We start from the raw sequence: 13,263 nt of genomic DNA on the forward strand, positions 1-13,263 counted from the left end.
AGGCCGTAGTTGGCGAGCGAAACGGCGACGTTGGCTTCACCACCGCCGAAAGTAGCGGTAAATTCTTTGGCTTGTGAAAAACGGAGATAGCCGGGAGTTGCCAGACGCAACATGATTTCCCCGAAGGTAACGACTTTTTTGCTCATAGCAGTTTGTCTTTTTTTATGTCAGAAAAATCTGAAAAATATACAAATGTGAATTAGTGTACAAAGATATTTGTTTTTCTTGGAAATAATAAATTTCGCGTCAAAAAACTTGTAATTCTTATGATTTCTTTCCCGCAGGGCTACTCATTTTGCGGATTGTGGTCGATATATTTCTTTACGGTCTTGAAAAGATTGGAGGCGAAAACGAAATTATTTAAATTTTCGTTGGTCGAAGTGAAGATGTCGACTTTGTTCCCGACCCATTCCTTTTTTCCTTGGCTGAGGAAGATGATGTTCTCGCCGATGCCCAGCACCGAGCTCATGTCGTGGGTGTTGATGATGGTGGTGATGTTGTATTCGCGCGTGATGTCGCGAATCAGTTCGTCGATGAGAATCGACGTCTGGGGGTCGAGTCCCGAGTTGGGCTCGTCGCAGAAGAGGTATTTGGGATTGAGGGCGATGGCGCGGGCGATGGCGACCCGTTTTTGCATACCGCCGCTTATCTCCGACGGATATAGCTTGTCGGCACCCGACAGGTTGACGCGCTCGATGCAGAACCGTGCCCGTTTTTCCCGTTCGGCGGCCGATTGGCGGGTGAACATTTTGAGCGGGAACATGACATTTTCGAGCACCGTGAGGGAGTCGAACAGGGCCGATCCTTGGAACAGCATGCCTATCTCGCTGCGCAATGTCTTTATTTCAGACGCATTCATGCGCAGGAAATCTTTTCCGTCATAGAGCACTTCGCCCGAGTCGGGGTGCAGCAGACCTACAATCGATTTCATCAGGACGGTCTTGCCCGAGCCGCTTTTCCCGATGATGAGATTGGTCTTCCCTTCGTAGAATTGGGCAGAAACGTCATCTAAAATAGTGCGGCCGTCGAATTTCTTGACGATATGTTTTACCTCAATCATTGTAACAGCAGTTTAGTAAGTATCACATCGAGCAGAAGTATCATGACGCTGCTCACTACCACCGAGTCGGTACTGGCCTTTCCTACTTCGAGCGCCCCGCCCTTTACCCGGTAGCCGAAGTAGGAGGCCACGCTGCTGATGATAAAGGCGAAGAAGAGCGACTTGATGATGGTGTACCAGATATAATATTCGACGAAGTAGGATTGCAGTCCGTAGATGTAGCGCGAGGCCGGAATGATGTCGGTAAACAGCGCGACGACATAGCCGCCGAAAAGGCCGGCAAACATGCTGAACACCACCAGTACGGGAATAAACACCACCATGGCTGCGATTTTGGGGAGAATCAAATAGTTGGCCGAGTTGACCCCCATGATGTCGAGGGCGTCGATTTGTTCGGTAACCCGCATGGTGCCGATTTCAGAGGCGATGTTCGAGCCTATCTTTCCGGCCAGCAGCAGGCACATGATCGACGACGAAAATTCGAGCAACAGGGTGTCTCGGGTCACGAGTCCCACGGTGTAGGCCGGCAGCAGGGGGGAGGAGACGTTGAGTTGCGTCTGTATGGTGATGACCGCGCCGATGAAGAGCGAGATGGTGACAACAATGGCAATCGATCCGATGATGAGCATGTATGCCTCGTCCTTGAAACGCCTGAAAAACTCGCTCCACCGGTCGGGCTTGGAGAAAATTTTTCCCAACAGTAAAATATAGTCGCCGAATCGGTGCAGCGATTGGAAAAGCATCTTCATAAAAATGTGCGTTTTTAGAGGTTCCCTCAGAATGTTGTCGGAAACCGTTGCAAACTTACCAAAAGTTGCCCGAATATACGAATAAAATCGAAAGAATTACTTCTCCGCTCTTCAATAATGGGCTCGTTACTATATCGTTGTGGGGGAAATTAAAGACGCGGATCCGGTTTTTGTCAGCGCTCCGATCTTCTGACCGGGCGGCCATGGGGGGTGAATGCTTTTGACCTCCTGAATTGCGTATGGAACCGATTGTTTTAGATGGGATTCCCGCATGCCGACCCTTGCCCTGCAACGGGAACGATTTTTATGATATTCGCGAATCACGGGGTTATTACAGCGTCGATGGTGATGGCCGTATGGCGTGGAATGAGTGGGGCTCTTGTTTCCCTGCGGGAATTTTTCATGCCCGGTTTTTTGATGGGCCTGGCATCTGTAAAAATGGTAGTTTTTACCGGATTTTGGATAGTCGTTTGTCGGAGAAACAAATCTACTTTTGCACCATACCGGGTGACGAAAAATCTCCCGGTCCTCATTCTCAACCGATGGATATGAAAAAAATCTTATTTCTTGCTTGGGCTCTGCTTGCAATGGTGGAAGCAGGAGCCGCGAATCGACAACTTTCTGAAAAATCTACGACTATGAGCAAATTGGCGAATGACACGCGCGTGTTTGCAATCGACCCGGCTATCGATGTGCAGGGCGTGCGTTTTAAAAATCGTTTTGGCATCGAGCTGGCCGGGCATCTCTATCTGCCAAAGAATTTTGATTCTTCTAAAAAATATGCCGCTATTGCGGTGAGTGGTCCCTTCGGGGCGGTCAAGGAACAGGCTTCGGGCTTGTATGCCCAGGAGATGGCGCGCCGGGGCTTCGTGACGATGGCGTTCGATCCCTCGTTTACGGGCGAGAGCGGTGGCGAGCCGCGCTATGTGGCCTCGCCCGACATCAATACCGAGGATTTCTCGGCGGCGGTCGATTTTCTCTTGCTGCTCGATTTTGTCGATGCCGGGCGCATCGGTATCATCGGCATTTGCGGTTGGGGCGGGTTGGCGTTGAACGCCGCGGCCATCGATACCCGCATCAAGGCGACGGTTACCTCGACGATGTATGACATGAGCCGGGTAAATGCCAAGGGCTATTTCGATGCCATGGATGCCGATGCCCGTTATGAACTGAAACGGCAACTCAATGCACAACGCCTTGACGATGCCCGTAACGGTGCGTATGCTTTGGCCGGCGGCGTGGCCGATGCCTTGCCCGATGACGCCCCATGGTTTGTCAAGGATTATCACGCCTATTACAAGACGCCGCGGGGGTATCACCCTCGCTCGCTCAACTCCAACGGCGGCTGGAACAAGACCTCGGCGCTCTCGTTTATCAACACACCTCAGCTGGCATACAGCGACGAGATACGCGGTGCCGTGCTCATGATTCACGGCGAGAAGGCGCATTCGCGCTATTTCAGCGAAGACGCGTTCAAGCAATTGAAGGGCGACAACAAGCAGCTCCTGATTGTCCCGGGTGCCACCCATGTCGACCTTTATGACAATTTCGAGAAAATACCCTTCGACAAGATAGAGACTTTTCTTGATACGTTCCTTAGATAATGCCGGACCCGACCGGCAGGTGTGCGACTCGGTTTAGCCATGAGAAAAGTGTGTCGCATGCATTTCTCGGCGTTGCCTTCGATAAGACGAAGGCAACGCTTTTTTTTGAGCGGCGCGGTGAAAATGAAGCGGGAAAATTTTCCAGGTGTCGCATTCCCTTTTTGTCGGCTTTTCCGGGGTCTCTGTTCTTGTAAAGCCGGGGACCTGTCATGTAAAAAAAGTGTGAATCGTGCGGCAATTCAGCGAAAATCGTTACCTTTGCCACCAATGAAAATTTTCGCCTCCATAAAGCCGTTTTTTCATCGTCCGAAGGTAAATCTGCCTTCGCCCGAGGAGATGGAACATCTTGCCGCCGAAGGCAAGATGGTGCTTCGTACCGAAGACCTTGTCAAGAAATACGGGCAACGCACGGTGGCCAATCACGTCTCCATCAACGTGCGTCAAGGCGAAATCGTGGGTCTTTTGGGCCCGAACGGCGCGGGAAAGACGACGACTTTCTACATGACCACGGGGCTGATAACGCCCAATGAAGGCCGCATTTTCCTCAATGACCTCGACATTACCACGTTTCCCGTTTACCGGCGGGCGCAATATGGCATCGGTTATTTGGCGCAGGAGGCGTCGGTGTTCCGCAAACTCTCGGTCGAAGACAATCTCATCGCCGTCTTGCAGATGACCGGCAAGAGCAAGGAATATCAGAAAGAGAAACTCGAAAGCCTCATTGCCGAGTTCCGTCTCGAAAAAGTGCGCAAGAATCTCGGCGACCGCCTCTCGGGTGGTGAACGCCGACGCACCGAGATAGCCCGTTGCCTGGCCATCGACCCCAAGTTCATCATGCTCGATGAGCCCTTTGCCGGGGTCGACCCCATTGCTGTCGAAGATATTCAGTATATCGTGTATAAGCTGAAAGAGAAAAACATCGGCATTCTCATTACCGACCATAATGCGCCTGAGACACTGAGTATTACCGATCGAGCCTATCTGCTTTTCGAGGGGAAGATTCTTTTTCAGGGTACGTCGGAAGAGCTGGCCTCCAACCCCGTGGTGCGGGAAAAATACCTGGGGCGCAATTTCATCTTCCACCGCAAAAAGTTCGACCACCTCGAAGGCAAGTAACCTCCCGGCCGCTTGTTCAAGCGCCGATTCCACAATGTATGCGTGTCGGAAGCCTTACGGCAAGAGCTGTTGGCTTTCGATATTTTTTTGCCGGATAAGCCGATAACGCAGTATGCCGATGGTGACAACCGTCAGTATCATGCCGGCGATAACCCACCCTATGTCTCCTTTTTCCGTGCCGAGCGTATCGATGAGCGTTCCCTCTTCGGCCCCTTTTTGCATATACGCTCCTATGACCGACAGGCTGTTGTTGAGTGCGTGCGCGATGACCGGCAGCCAAATGTTTCCCGACCATACCAGCAAATATCCGAAGAACGCCCCCAACAGCATGCGGGGCACAAATCCGTAGAACTGGAAGTGTACCGCGCTGAAAAGTATGGCTGTCGTCCACACGGCGATATGCGGGTCGTGGAACTTGTTGAGGAAAAGACGTTGCAAGATGCCCCTGAAAACAAACTCCTCGCCGATGCCGGTGAGAATGCCCACAATCAATATCATCACCAGGAGCTCGGCCAGGTTCGACATTTGCATCATCTCTGCGGTCAATGATTGCGCGTTGGCTTCCTGTGTCTTCAACCACGCTTCAAGGCCCGAGAGCGACGACGGGAAAGTTATTGATTCGTTCCACTCGATGATGAGGTTCATGGCCGGAATGGCAAAAAACAGGCAGAGTGCGATGCCGGCGATGGCTCCGGCACGAGGCGCATGGTCGGCTTGCAGGTATTTTATCGGATTCCCTCCGAATAGATAGGCCGCGCAAAGAGCCGGACAGATAAAGAGCAGCAGGTCTTGTATCGTGAGGGCGATGCGGGTGAGGGTGATGCCCGAGACCGTCAGGGAGAGAGCAATCGTGACAAGTGATGTGAGGCAGAAGAATAATAATTCAATACCGATGAAAATCAGGAATTTGGTTCCGAAGGAGGCTCGCGCCAAGTGGTTGTAGAGAATGCGCATGACAGAATTTTAAAATGAGGTTGAGTGTGAAATGACAAGGCTGGCGATGAGCAGGAGGGTAAACAGCAGTTGGTTTCGGGCCGTGGCGCCCAGTATGGGGTTGAGAGCACGTCCCGACAGACGGCCAATTTTCAGGTAGCAACCGATGTGCGCCAGCAAGTAGGGCAGTGGCAGGACTCCGCCTATGGGGCCGGCGGCAATCCATATGGGGGTGGTGAGAGCCACGGCCGCGATGCCGTTGAGAAGATAGACGGTGCGGGCGACGGGTCGACCGAAGAGGACGACGGTCGTATGTTTGCCGGCGGCACGGTCGTCGTCGACATCGCGGTAGTTGTTCACGATGAGTATGTCGACCGAGAGCAGCCCCATGGCCGCACTGCACAGGAACACGTCGAGATTGAACGTCAGCGCCTGGACATAGTAGGAGAGGTTTACCGCCACCAGCCCGAAGAAGACCCATACCGTGAGGTCGCCCAGCCCGTGATAGGAGAGCGGGTAGGGGCCGGCCGAGTAGGCCAGTGCCGCTATTGCAATGATGGCCCCGGCTGCCACGAGCCACCACCCGCCGACGGGTATGAGCAGGCAACCCAGCAGGCAGGCGATGCCCAGCGTCACGACGGTGGCGGCCAGCATGGCGCGCGGCGAGATGTCGCCCGCCGCCACGGCGCGGCGGGGCCCCACGCGGTCGGCTTTGTCGCTGCCCTTGCGGTAGTCGAAATAGTCGTTGCCGAAGTTCGAGGCAATCTGTGCCAGCAGGGCAAAAAAGAAACATGTCGCGGCCATGCCCCAATGCGCTTTCCCATGCGCCCAGGCCATGGCCGTGGCTATCAGCACGGGGCTCACCGATGTGGCCCATGTGCGCGGGCGGGCGGCTTCGACCCATATTTTGAGGCGGTTTGCCGGAGTGTCGTTCATGTCGATAAATGAAGATTTTTCCAAAAGTACGGATTTATGATGAAACCCGCGAGGAGGAGATGAAAATTTTTCCTACATTTGACACAAAATTGATACATCAAATCTCAATCTTATGTTTTCAGGAATAGTAGAAGAGGCTGCCCCGGTGGTTGCATTGCGTCGCGAACAGGGAAACCTGCACCTGACTTTGTCGTGCAGTTTTACCCAAGAGTTGAAAATAGACCAAAGCGTGGCACATAACGGTGTGTGCCTGACCGTGGTAAGCATCGATGGCGATACCTACACGGTGACCGCCATACAGGAGACCCTCGACCGGAGTAATCTGGGACGGTTGCAAGTCGGCGACAAGGTGAACCTCGAACGCAGTATGCTCATGAACGGTCGTCTCGACGGACACATCGTGCAGGGACATGTCGATTGCACCGCCCGTTGCACCCGTGTCGAAGAGGCCGACGGCAGTTGGTATTATACCTTTATATATAACTCCACGCCCGAAATGGTGCGCGAGGGTTACACGACGGTCGAGAAAGGTTCCATTACGGTCAACGGCGTGAGCCTCACCGTGTGCAATTCGCAGCCCGGCAGTTTCCAGGTGGCCATCATACCCTATACCCATGAGCATACCAATTTCCACCAAATTGTCGAAGGCAGTGTGGTGAACCTCGAATTTGACATCATCGGCAAGTACATCAGTCGCATCATGACCTACGGAAAATAGAACTTGCAACAGCTGCATTATGGAACGATTCCTTGAATTGGCGGCTCGTCGCCAAAGCGACCGGCGGTTCGATGCCGGTCGGCCGGTAGAGCGGGAAAAGATAACCCGCATTGTCGAGGCGGCACGTTTGGCTCCGTCGGCCTGCAACTCCCAGCCGTGGCATTTTGTCGTGGTGGACGACCCTGATACCAAGAACCGGGTGGCCGATGCTGCCGCCAACCGGGTGTTGGGCATGAATCATTTTACCAAGCAGGCGCCCGTGCATCTGCTCCTTGTTGAGGAGTCGGGCAATCTCACTTCCACGCTTGGCGGTTGGGTCAAAAGCAAACACTTTCCCCACATCGACATCGGCATAGCGGCGGCCCATGTGGCGCTTGCTGCGGCCGATGAAGGGTTGGGGTCGTGCATCGTCGGCTGGTTCGACGAGGCCGCCGTGCGCAAGGTGCTGGGAATCCCTTCGGGCAAACGCGTGTTGCTCGACATCGTAATCGGTTACTCTCTCGACCCGCTGCGCGAAAAGTCGCGTCGCCCCTTGTCTCAGGTCGTCTCGCATAATCGTTACGGTGACCCTTATGACGAATAATCGGCCAAACCCTTTGTGAAGCAGGTTTTTTACTTTATTTTTGCAAAGAAATACATACACTATGAGCGACCAACGTTATAACTTGCGAGGCGTGTCGGCCTCGAAAGAAGATGTGCACAACGCCATCAAGAACATCGACAAAGGCATTTTCCCCAAAGCCTTCTGCAAGATTATTCCCGATATTTTGGGCGGAGACCCCCTTTATTGCAATATCATGCACGCCGACGGTGCCGGGACGAAATCGTCACTGGCCTACATGTATTGGCGCGAGACGGGCGACCTCTCGGTGTGGAAAGGCATTGCCCAAGATGCTTTGATCATGAACATCGACGACTTGTTGTGCGTGGGTGCCACCGATAACATTCTGGTATCTTCGACCATCGGCCGCAACAAGTTGCTGGTGCCGGGCGAAGTGATTTCGGCCATCATCAACGGTACCGACGAGTTGCTGGCCGAGTTGCGCGACATGGGCGTCGGCGTCTATGCCACCGGCGGGGAGACTGCCGATGTGGGCGACCTGGTGCGTACCATCATCGTCGACAGTACCGTGACCTGTCGCATGAAACGCAGCGATGTTGTCGACAATGCCCACATACGGCCCGGCGATGTGATTGTGGGCATGGCCTCCTACGGGCAAGCCACTTATGAGAAATCATATAATGGCGGTATGGGCAGCAACGGGCTGACTTCGGCGCGCCATGATGTCTTTGCCAAATATTTGGCCGAGAAATATCCCGAGAGTTACGATGCCGCCGTGCCCGATGAATTGGTCTATTCGGGCAAGCTGAAATTGACCGATGCCATTGCCGAGCTGGGTATCGATGCCGGCAAACTGGTTCTCTCTCCCACACGCACTTATGCGCCGGTCATCAAGAAGGTGCTCGATGAGTTGCGCCCCCAAGTGCACGGCATGGTACACTGTTCGGGCGGTGCGCAGACCAAGGTGATGCACTTTGTCGAAAATATGCTGGTGGTCAAGAACAACCTCTTCCCGGTACCTCCTCTCTTCCGCATCATTCGCGAACAGTCGGGCACCGATTGGCAAGAGATGTATAAGGTATTCAACATGGGGCATCGCATGGAGGTGTATATCGCGCCCGAGTATGCCCAGACGGTTATCGACATTACCCGTTCGTTTGGCATCGATGCGCAGATTGTGGGGTATGTTGCTCCTGCCGAGAAGAACAAACTCGTCATCGAGTCGGAGTTTGGCCGTTTCGAATATTGATTTTGACAAGATATTGCGGCCTCTTTTTAGAACGTCCATTCCTATATAAAAGAGCCCCGTCGGGATTCCCGACGGGGCTCTTTCCGTTTTTTTTTTAGTCGTTTTGCCGTTAGGGCTTTGTCGTGACGCATTTGGAGTATTCCACCGTTCCGTCGGAATAGACCCGTTTCACGATTGTCACGCCGTTGTCGATTTCGGGCAAACGGGTACCGTTTATCGAATAATATTCGGTCTGCATTACCGTGCGAGTCGTTGATGTCTCGTCGAGCCGGCTTGGGTCGGTCGTGTTGAGGTCGACATCGCCCAACTGGTACACTTCGGCCGCAGCCAGCAGGAAGCAGCCGATGCCGAAATCTTCAAAGTCGGGAACGTGGGTGCGGGTTACCGGCTGTCCGTCTTCGGGCTTGGAGCCGCTGCCTTGCACATACCCCAGGAACCCGTCTTCCCCGACGGCTTGGTGGCAGAGGGCGTTCCAGCCCTTGACGACATGAGGAATGTAGGTCGTGCTGTCGAGAATGCCGCTGCGTATGCCGTAGGCCATGCCGGCCACGAAAAGTGCGGTGCCCGAGGTTTCAGGGCCTTCGGCTTCGGCCGACCCGTAGTTGGTCGGTGCGGCCAGGCTCACCGGCCAAAAACCGTCTTCGCGCTGGCAGGCGGCCAGGGCTTCCGATATGGCAACGAAGTCGGTGATGTATTGCTCTTTGTGGCACAAGGTGTCGGGTCCATACTGCATGACCCGCATCAGTGCCGTGTAGACCCACCCGTTGCCCCGCGACCAGTAGCAAGGCTTGTCGGTCTCGACCTTGTCGGTGTAGGGCGGGTCGAATTGATAGTCGCGGTACCACAGCCCGTCGCTTTCGTTGAACAGGGGAGAGCCTTTCCCTTTGCCCGTGCTCGATTGCCCGGCATCGCCGTGCTTGTCGCGGGTGAACATATACATCTTATACATGTATTCGAAGTAGCGGTCGTCGTTCTCGATGCGCCCCAACTGGGCATAGATGGGCATGGCCATGTGTATGGCGTCGATCCAATACCAGTCGTCGATGCTTTGCCGCTCATACATCAATTTGTTGATGTGCGCGGTGATGTGCGTCTTGCGTATGGTCTGTGTGGTGTCGAGCAGGTACATGTCGAGGTAGGCCATGCCGCAGCAATGGAAGTCGGCATTGGAGGGCGCACTTGTGTCGTTCGAAATCCATTTGTGGAAGTCGCCCCATTCCTGCGTGTAGTCATACCAGCGCTCGATGGGAGTTTGTCGGTACATGGACATCAGCCCCTCGTAATAGACTCCGCGCGTCCAGATGCGGCTGTTGCGTTTCTTTCCTTCCACATAGGAATTGGTCGTGGGGTCGGGGTAGGTGCGCATGAAATAGTCGTTTACCAGCGAGGCGTAGTAAAATGTAGAGTCGCGCGAGATGACTTTTAGCGGGTCGGTTCCGGTCGTTTCTGCGGCCGACCACCCTGTTGCTCCGCACAAGAAAAACAGTGTGATGAGGATAGAACGGTGTTTAAACATGGTTAAAATCTTTTTCTGCAAATATATTGCATTATTATAGAAAATGCCGCTTTTAATACTTTAAATTCCCCCAAAAAAAGATTTTATAAGCGCAAAACTCGTAAAAGAATCAAAAAAAGTGGCTATGCCCCAAAAATAATGACAGTGAGTGTGTGTATTATCGTTTTTTTTCATACTTTTGTAGGTAAAAACGTTGAAATAATGTTGGATTCTCGCATAGAACACATAAATGCGACACTGGCGGAGCTGACCGAGCTGATGCAGCTTGTAGCAAAAAGTTACCCCGATGTGCCGGCCATTTTATGTAAAATTTCTCTCGAAAAGGGAGAACAGTTGTGTGAAGAGCTTCGGACATTAAACACTGTTAAAGAGAATGTTCCGTCTTTGGAACACACTGCCGGTGACGAAGAGTCGTCATCGTTTTCCGAAGAATGTGGCGCCGAAAAAAAATCTTCTCCTGTCTCTCCTCTGTCGGAGAATGAAAGCGGGGAGGTTTCGCCCTCGGCCGAGCAGGAAAATGCAGAAAAGGTAGATTTGTCTTGCCGAGAACCTGAAAGTCGCGATGAAGTCCCGGCCGTCCAACCCTCGCAAGAGGAGGCGGGAGAGGAAACGCCGCTCCCTGATGGAGCCTTGGGAAAAGATACCGCCGAGGTGCTTTTTGCATGGGATACCACCGAAGAAGAGTTTTGCCTGTTCGATCGGGTTCCCGATGCGCAAGCCGCCAAAGAGGAAGATGCCGTTGAGCAGAATCCGGTTTCGGAAATGAATATTGATACCCCCCAAACCGCGGAAGAATATCCGAAGGAGGACGAGCCGGAAGTGCCGGTTTCGACCGTAGCCACTCCGGGTGAAGAGGCCCCCGATGAAGAAGCCGGCGATGCACCTGTCGGAGATGACGCCGATGTTCACGGGCAAGTTATCCTTGAAAAGTCGGAATCGACACCGGAAGCCAATGTAGAAGTGGAGTCGCCATCTTCGATAGAAGAAGCGCACCCGGCCTATCGCGAGTTGCAAAAAATGATGAGTATCAACGACCGTTTTTTGTTCAGGAGGGAATTGTTCGATAGTGATGGCGAGTTGATGAGTCAAACCATCGACGCGCTGAATGACATAACGTCATACGAAGAGTCGTTGGCGTACCTGCACAGCCACTTCATGTGGGATTTTGAGTCGGAGACATTTGAATTGTTGCGTTCATTGTTGCAACAGCGTTTTGAACCGTAGCCCGATGTCGAAGCTCTATATAGTCCCCACCCCGATTGGCAATCTCGAAGACATGACGATGAGAGCCATCAAGGTTTTGCAGGAAGTCGATTGCATACTGGCCGAAGATACCCGCACCAGTGGGATATTGTTGAAACATTTCGATATAAAGACCCGCATGCAGTCGCACCACAAGTTCAATGAGCACAAGACCGTGGAGGCTGTTGTCGAGCGATTGTTGGCAGGAGAAACCATTGCGTTGATTTCCGATGCCGGAACGCCGGCCATATCCGACCCGGGATTCCTTTTGGTGCGAGAAAGCCGCAAAGCCGGAATCCCCGTCGAGTGCCTACCCGGGCCTACCGCCTTTGTCCCGGCATTGGTCGATTCGGGGTTGCCGTGCGACCGGTTTGCCTTCGAAGGATTCTTGCCGCAGAAAAAAGGACGGGCCACCCGCTTGGCCGAGTTGGCCGAAGAGTCACGGACGATGATATTTTACGAGTCGCCGTTCCGTCTGGTCAAGACCCTTGTGCAGATGGCCGAAGTGTTCGGCATCGGGCGGAATGTCTCGGTGAGTCGGGAAATCTCGAAAATTCACGAGGAGACTTTCAGCGGGACTTTCGAAGAGGTCATCGCTCATTATACCCAACAGGAACCTCGCGGCGAATGTGTCATCGTAGTAGCCGGAGATACCGAAGATAAAAAGGAGAAAACCAAGATAAAAGAAAAAGAAGATTAGACAATAACTCAAAAACAACTCTTAAAACAAGAAAATTATGAAAAAAGTAGTGTTAAGTATGGCTGCCCTCTCGATGCTTTTCATCGTAGCATGCCAGGGTCCCAAAAAAGAAATCGCACGTTTGCAATTTCAAAACGATTCCATCGCTCAAATCAATGCACGCTTGACTTCTGACATCGAAGAATTGCTGCAAATGATCGATGAAATCGAAACAAACTTCACTCAAATCAACAAAACCGAAGCTGCTTTGAACCAAGCTCAGGGCGAACGTCTGAAAGCCTCCATCGCTCAGATCATCGACCAGCTCAAAGACAACCAGGAAAAAATTGCCAACCTCGAAAAACAGGTAAAAAACCGCAATTACAGAATCTCTGGCTTGAATAAGACCATCGAGCGTCTCAAAGCCGAGAACGAAGAGAAAGCTGCCATGATCACCGCTCTCCAAGCCGAATTGGCTCAACGCGATGCTCAAATCAAAGAACTTGATGCTTCTATCGCTTCTTTGAACAGCAAACTCGATGCCCTCTCGAACGAGAACAAAGATCAACAAGATCAACTCAACGCTCAGGATCAAGCTCTCAACACCGTATTCTACACCATCGGTACCAAGAAAGAACTCAAAGCCAAAGGTATCCTCGAAGGTGGTATCCTCAAAGTGAAAACCCTCCAAGGTGTAGTAAACGATGCCGACTTTACCAAAGCCGACCTCCGCAACGTACCTTCAATTCCTCTGAATGTGAAGAAAGCTACGCTCATGACTTCGCACCCCGAAGGTTCTTACACTTTCGTAAAAGAAGGCAAAGTTATCACCGAGCTCTCTATCACCAACCCCGAGGAATTCTGGAGCGTATCGAAATATCTCGTAATCCGCATCTAAT

General features: G+C 52.6%; 14 protein-coding genes. 8 read left to right on the forward strand and 6 right to left on the reverse strand.

Annotated features, from left to right (window positions below):
- From IAD09_06005 to IAD09_06015, 3 genes are all read right to left on the reverse strand, one after another.
- On the reverse strand, positions 1 to 146 hold a 146-nt coding region (locus tag IAD09_06005; protein ID HIT81774.1), incomplete at its 3' end, for a sugar kinase.
- Positions 147 to 286: 140 nt separating this feature from the next.
- Positions 287 to 1,060 (reverse strand): ABC transporter ATP-binding protein, encoded by a 774-nt coding sequence (locus IAD09_06010; protein HIT81775.1) that lies wholly within the window; start codon positions 1,058 to 1,060, stop codon positions 287 to 289.
- Positions 1,057 to 1,803: an ABC transporter permease gene (locus tag IAD09_06015; GenBank protein ID HIT81776.1), complete on the reverse strand. Its 747-nt coding sequence runs from the start codon at positions 1,801 to 1,803 to the stop codon at positions 1,057 to 1,059. The genes IAD09_06010 and IAD09_06015 overlap by 4 nt, the downstream gene beginning before the upstream one ends.
- 554 nt (positions 1,804 to 2,357) lie before the next feature.
- Between IAD09_06015 and IAD09_06020 the strand changes: the two genes are divergently transcribed.
- Together IAD09_06020 and lptB are read left to right on the forward strand one after the other, a co-directional pair.
- Positions 2,358 to 3,413 carry an alpha/beta hydrolase gene (locus IAD09_06020; GenBank protein ID HIT81777.1) on the forward strand — a complete coding sequence of 352 codons (1,056 nt, stop codon included), beginning with the start codon at positions 2,358 to 2,360 and terminating at the stop codon, positions 3,411 to 3,413.
- A gap of 336 nt (positions 3,414 to 3,749) precedes the next feature.
- Positions 3,750 to 4,529 carry an LPS export ABC transporter ATP-binding protein gene (gene lptB / locus IAD09_06025; GenBank protein ID HIT81778.1) on the forward strand — a complete coding sequence of 260 codons (780 nt, stop codon included), beginning with the start codon at positions 3,750 to 3,752 and terminating at the stop codon, positions 4,527 to 4,529.
- 54 nt (positions 4,530 to 4,583) lie between these two features.
- Here the strand turns inward: lptB and IAD09_06030 are convergent, their stop codons facing one another.
- Positions 4,584 to 5,483 carry a CPBP family intramembrane metalloprotease gene (locus IAD09_06030; protein HIT81779.1) on the reverse strand — a complete coding sequence of 300 codons (900 nt, stop codon included), beginning with the start codon at positions 5,481 to 5,483 and terminating at the stop codon, positions 4,584 to 4,586.
- 9 nt (positions 5,484 to 5,492) lie between these two features.
- Complete coding sequence (gene menA / locus IAD09_06035; protein HIT81780.1) at positions 5,493 to 6,398, reverse strand: 1,4-dihydroxy-2-naphthoate octaprenyltransferase; 906 nt, start codon at positions 6,396 to 6,398, stop codon at positions 5,493 to 5,495.
- Between the two features lie 112 nt (positions 6,399 to 6,510).
- Here menA and IAD09_06040 point away from each other — a divergent pair, with 112 nt between their 5' ends.
- The 3 genes from IAD09_06040 to IAD09_06050 all read left to right on the forward strand — a co-directional run bounded on the left by IAD09_06040 (position 6,511) and on the right by IAD09_06050 (position 8,927).
- Positions 6,511 to 7,116: a riboflavin synthase gene (locus tag IAD09_06040; protein HIT81781.1), complete on the forward strand. Its 606-nt coding sequence runs from the start codon at positions 6,511 to 6,513 to the stop codon at positions 7,114 to 7,116.
- Between the two features lie 19 nt (positions 7,117 to 7,135).
- Complete coding sequence (locus tag IAD09_06045) at positions 7,136 to 7,699, forward strand: nitroreductase family protein (GenBank protein ID HIT81782.1); 564 nt, start codon at positions 7,136 to 7,138, stop codon at positions 7,697 to 7,699.
- Between the two features lie 61 nt (positions 7,700 to 7,760).
- Positions 7,761 to 8,927, forward strand: a complete 1,167-nt coding sequence (locus IAD09_06050; protein ID HIT81783.1) for a phosphoribosylformylglycinamidine cyclo-ligase — start codon at positions 7,761 to 7,763, stop codon at positions 8,925 to 8,927.
- A gap of 109 nt (positions 8,928 to 9,036) precedes the next feature.
- Here the strand turns inward: IAD09_06050 and IAD09_06055 are convergent, their stop codons facing one another.
- Positions 9,037 to 10,443 carry a glycoside hydrolase family 88 protein gene (locus tag IAD09_06055; GenBank protein ID HIT81784.1) on the reverse strand — a complete coding sequence of 469 codons (1,407 nt, stop codon included), beginning with the start codon at positions 10,441 to 10,443 and terminating at the stop codon, positions 9,037 to 9,039.
- A 138-nt stretch (positions 10,444 to 10,581) separates the two neighbouring features.
- Between IAD09_06055 and IAD09_06060 the strand changes: the two genes are divergently transcribed.
- The 3 genes from IAD09_06060 to IAD09_06070 are packed head-to-tail and all read left to right on the forward strand — an operon-like array spanning position 10,582 to position 13,262.
- On the forward strand, positions 10,582 to 11,667 hold the full coding sequence (locus tag IAD09_06060; GenBank protein HIT81785.1) for a hypothetical protein: 1,086 nt from the start codon (positions 10,582 to 10,584) through the stop codon (positions 11,665 to 11,667).
- 4 nt (positions 11,668 to 11,671) lie between these two features.
- Positions 11,672 to 12,385: a 16S rRNA (cytidine(1402)-2'-O)-methyltransferase gene (gene rsmI / locus IAD09_06065; GenBank protein ID HIT81786.1), complete on the forward strand. Its 714-nt coding sequence runs from the start codon at positions 11,672 to 11,674 to the stop codon at positions 12,383 to 12,385.
- Positions 12,386 to 12,422: 37 nt separating this feature from the next.
- On the forward strand, positions 12,423 to 13,262 hold the full coding sequence (locus tag IAD09_06070; protein HIT81787.1) for a hypothetical protein: 840 nt from the start codon (positions 12,423 to 12,425) through the stop codon (positions 13,260 to 13,262).
- Position 13,263: the final 1 nt, after the last annotated feature.

The sequence above is a fragment of the Candidatus Caccoplasma merdavium genome, from assembly GCA_018715595.1.
Taxonomy (GTDB): Bacteria; Bacteroidota; Bacteroidia; order Bacteroidales; family UBA11471; genus Caccoplasma; species Caccoplasma merdavium.

Excerpts from the sequence above, each read along its gene's own strand:
- IAD09_06010 (HIT81775.1), bottom strand. The coding sequence starts at position 1,060 with ATGATTGAGGTAAAACATATCGTCAAGAAATTCGACGGCCGCACTATT.
- IAD09_06015 (HIT81776.1), bottom strand. The coding sequence starts at position 1,803 with ATGCTTTTCCAATCGCTGCACCGATTCGGCGACTATATTTTACTGTTG.
- IAD09_06020 (HIT81777.1), top strand. The coding sequence starts at position 2,358 with ATGAAAAAAATCTTATTTCTTGCTTGGGCTCTGCTTGCAATGGTGGAA.
- lptB (HIT81778.1), top strand. The coding sequence starts at position 3,750 with ATGGAACATCTTGCCGCCGAAGGCAAGATGGTGCTTCGTACCGAAGAC.
- IAD09_06030 (HIT81779.1), bottom strand. The coding sequence starts at position 5,483 with ATGCGCATTCTCTACAACCACTTGGCGCGAGCCTCCTTCGGAACCAAA.
- menA (HIT81780.1), bottom strand. The coding sequence starts at position 6,398 with ATGAACGACACTCCGGCAAACCGCCTCAAAATATGGGTCGAAGCCGCC.
- IAD09_06040 (HIT81781.1), top strand. The coding sequence starts at position 6,511 with ATGTTTTCAGGAATAGTAGAAGAGGCTGCCCCGGTGGTTGCATTGCGT.
- IAD09_06045 (HIT81782.1), top strand. The coding sequence starts at position 7,136 with ATGGAACGATTCCTTGAATTGGCGGCTCGTCGCCAAAGCGACCGGCGG.
- IAD09_06050 (HIT81783.1), top strand. The coding sequence starts at position 7,761 with ATGAGCGACCAACGTTATAACTTGCGAGGCGTGTCGGCCTCGAAAGAA.
- IAD09_06055 (HIT81784.1), bottom strand. The coding sequence starts at position 10,443 with ATGTTTAAACACCGTTCTATCCTCATCACACTGTTTTTCTTGTGCGGA.
- IAD09_06060 (HIT81785.1), top strand. The coding sequence starts at position 10,582 with ATGACAGTGAGTGTGTGTATTATCGTTTTTTTTCATACTTTTGTAGGT.
- rsmI (HIT81786.1), top strand. The coding sequence starts at position 11,672 with ATGTCGAAGCTCTATATAGTCCCCACCCCGATTGGCAATCTCGAAGAC.
- IAD09_06070 (HIT81787.1), top strand. The coding sequence starts at position 12,423 with ATGAAAAAAGTAGTGTTAAGTATGGCTGCCCTCTCGATGCTTTTCATC.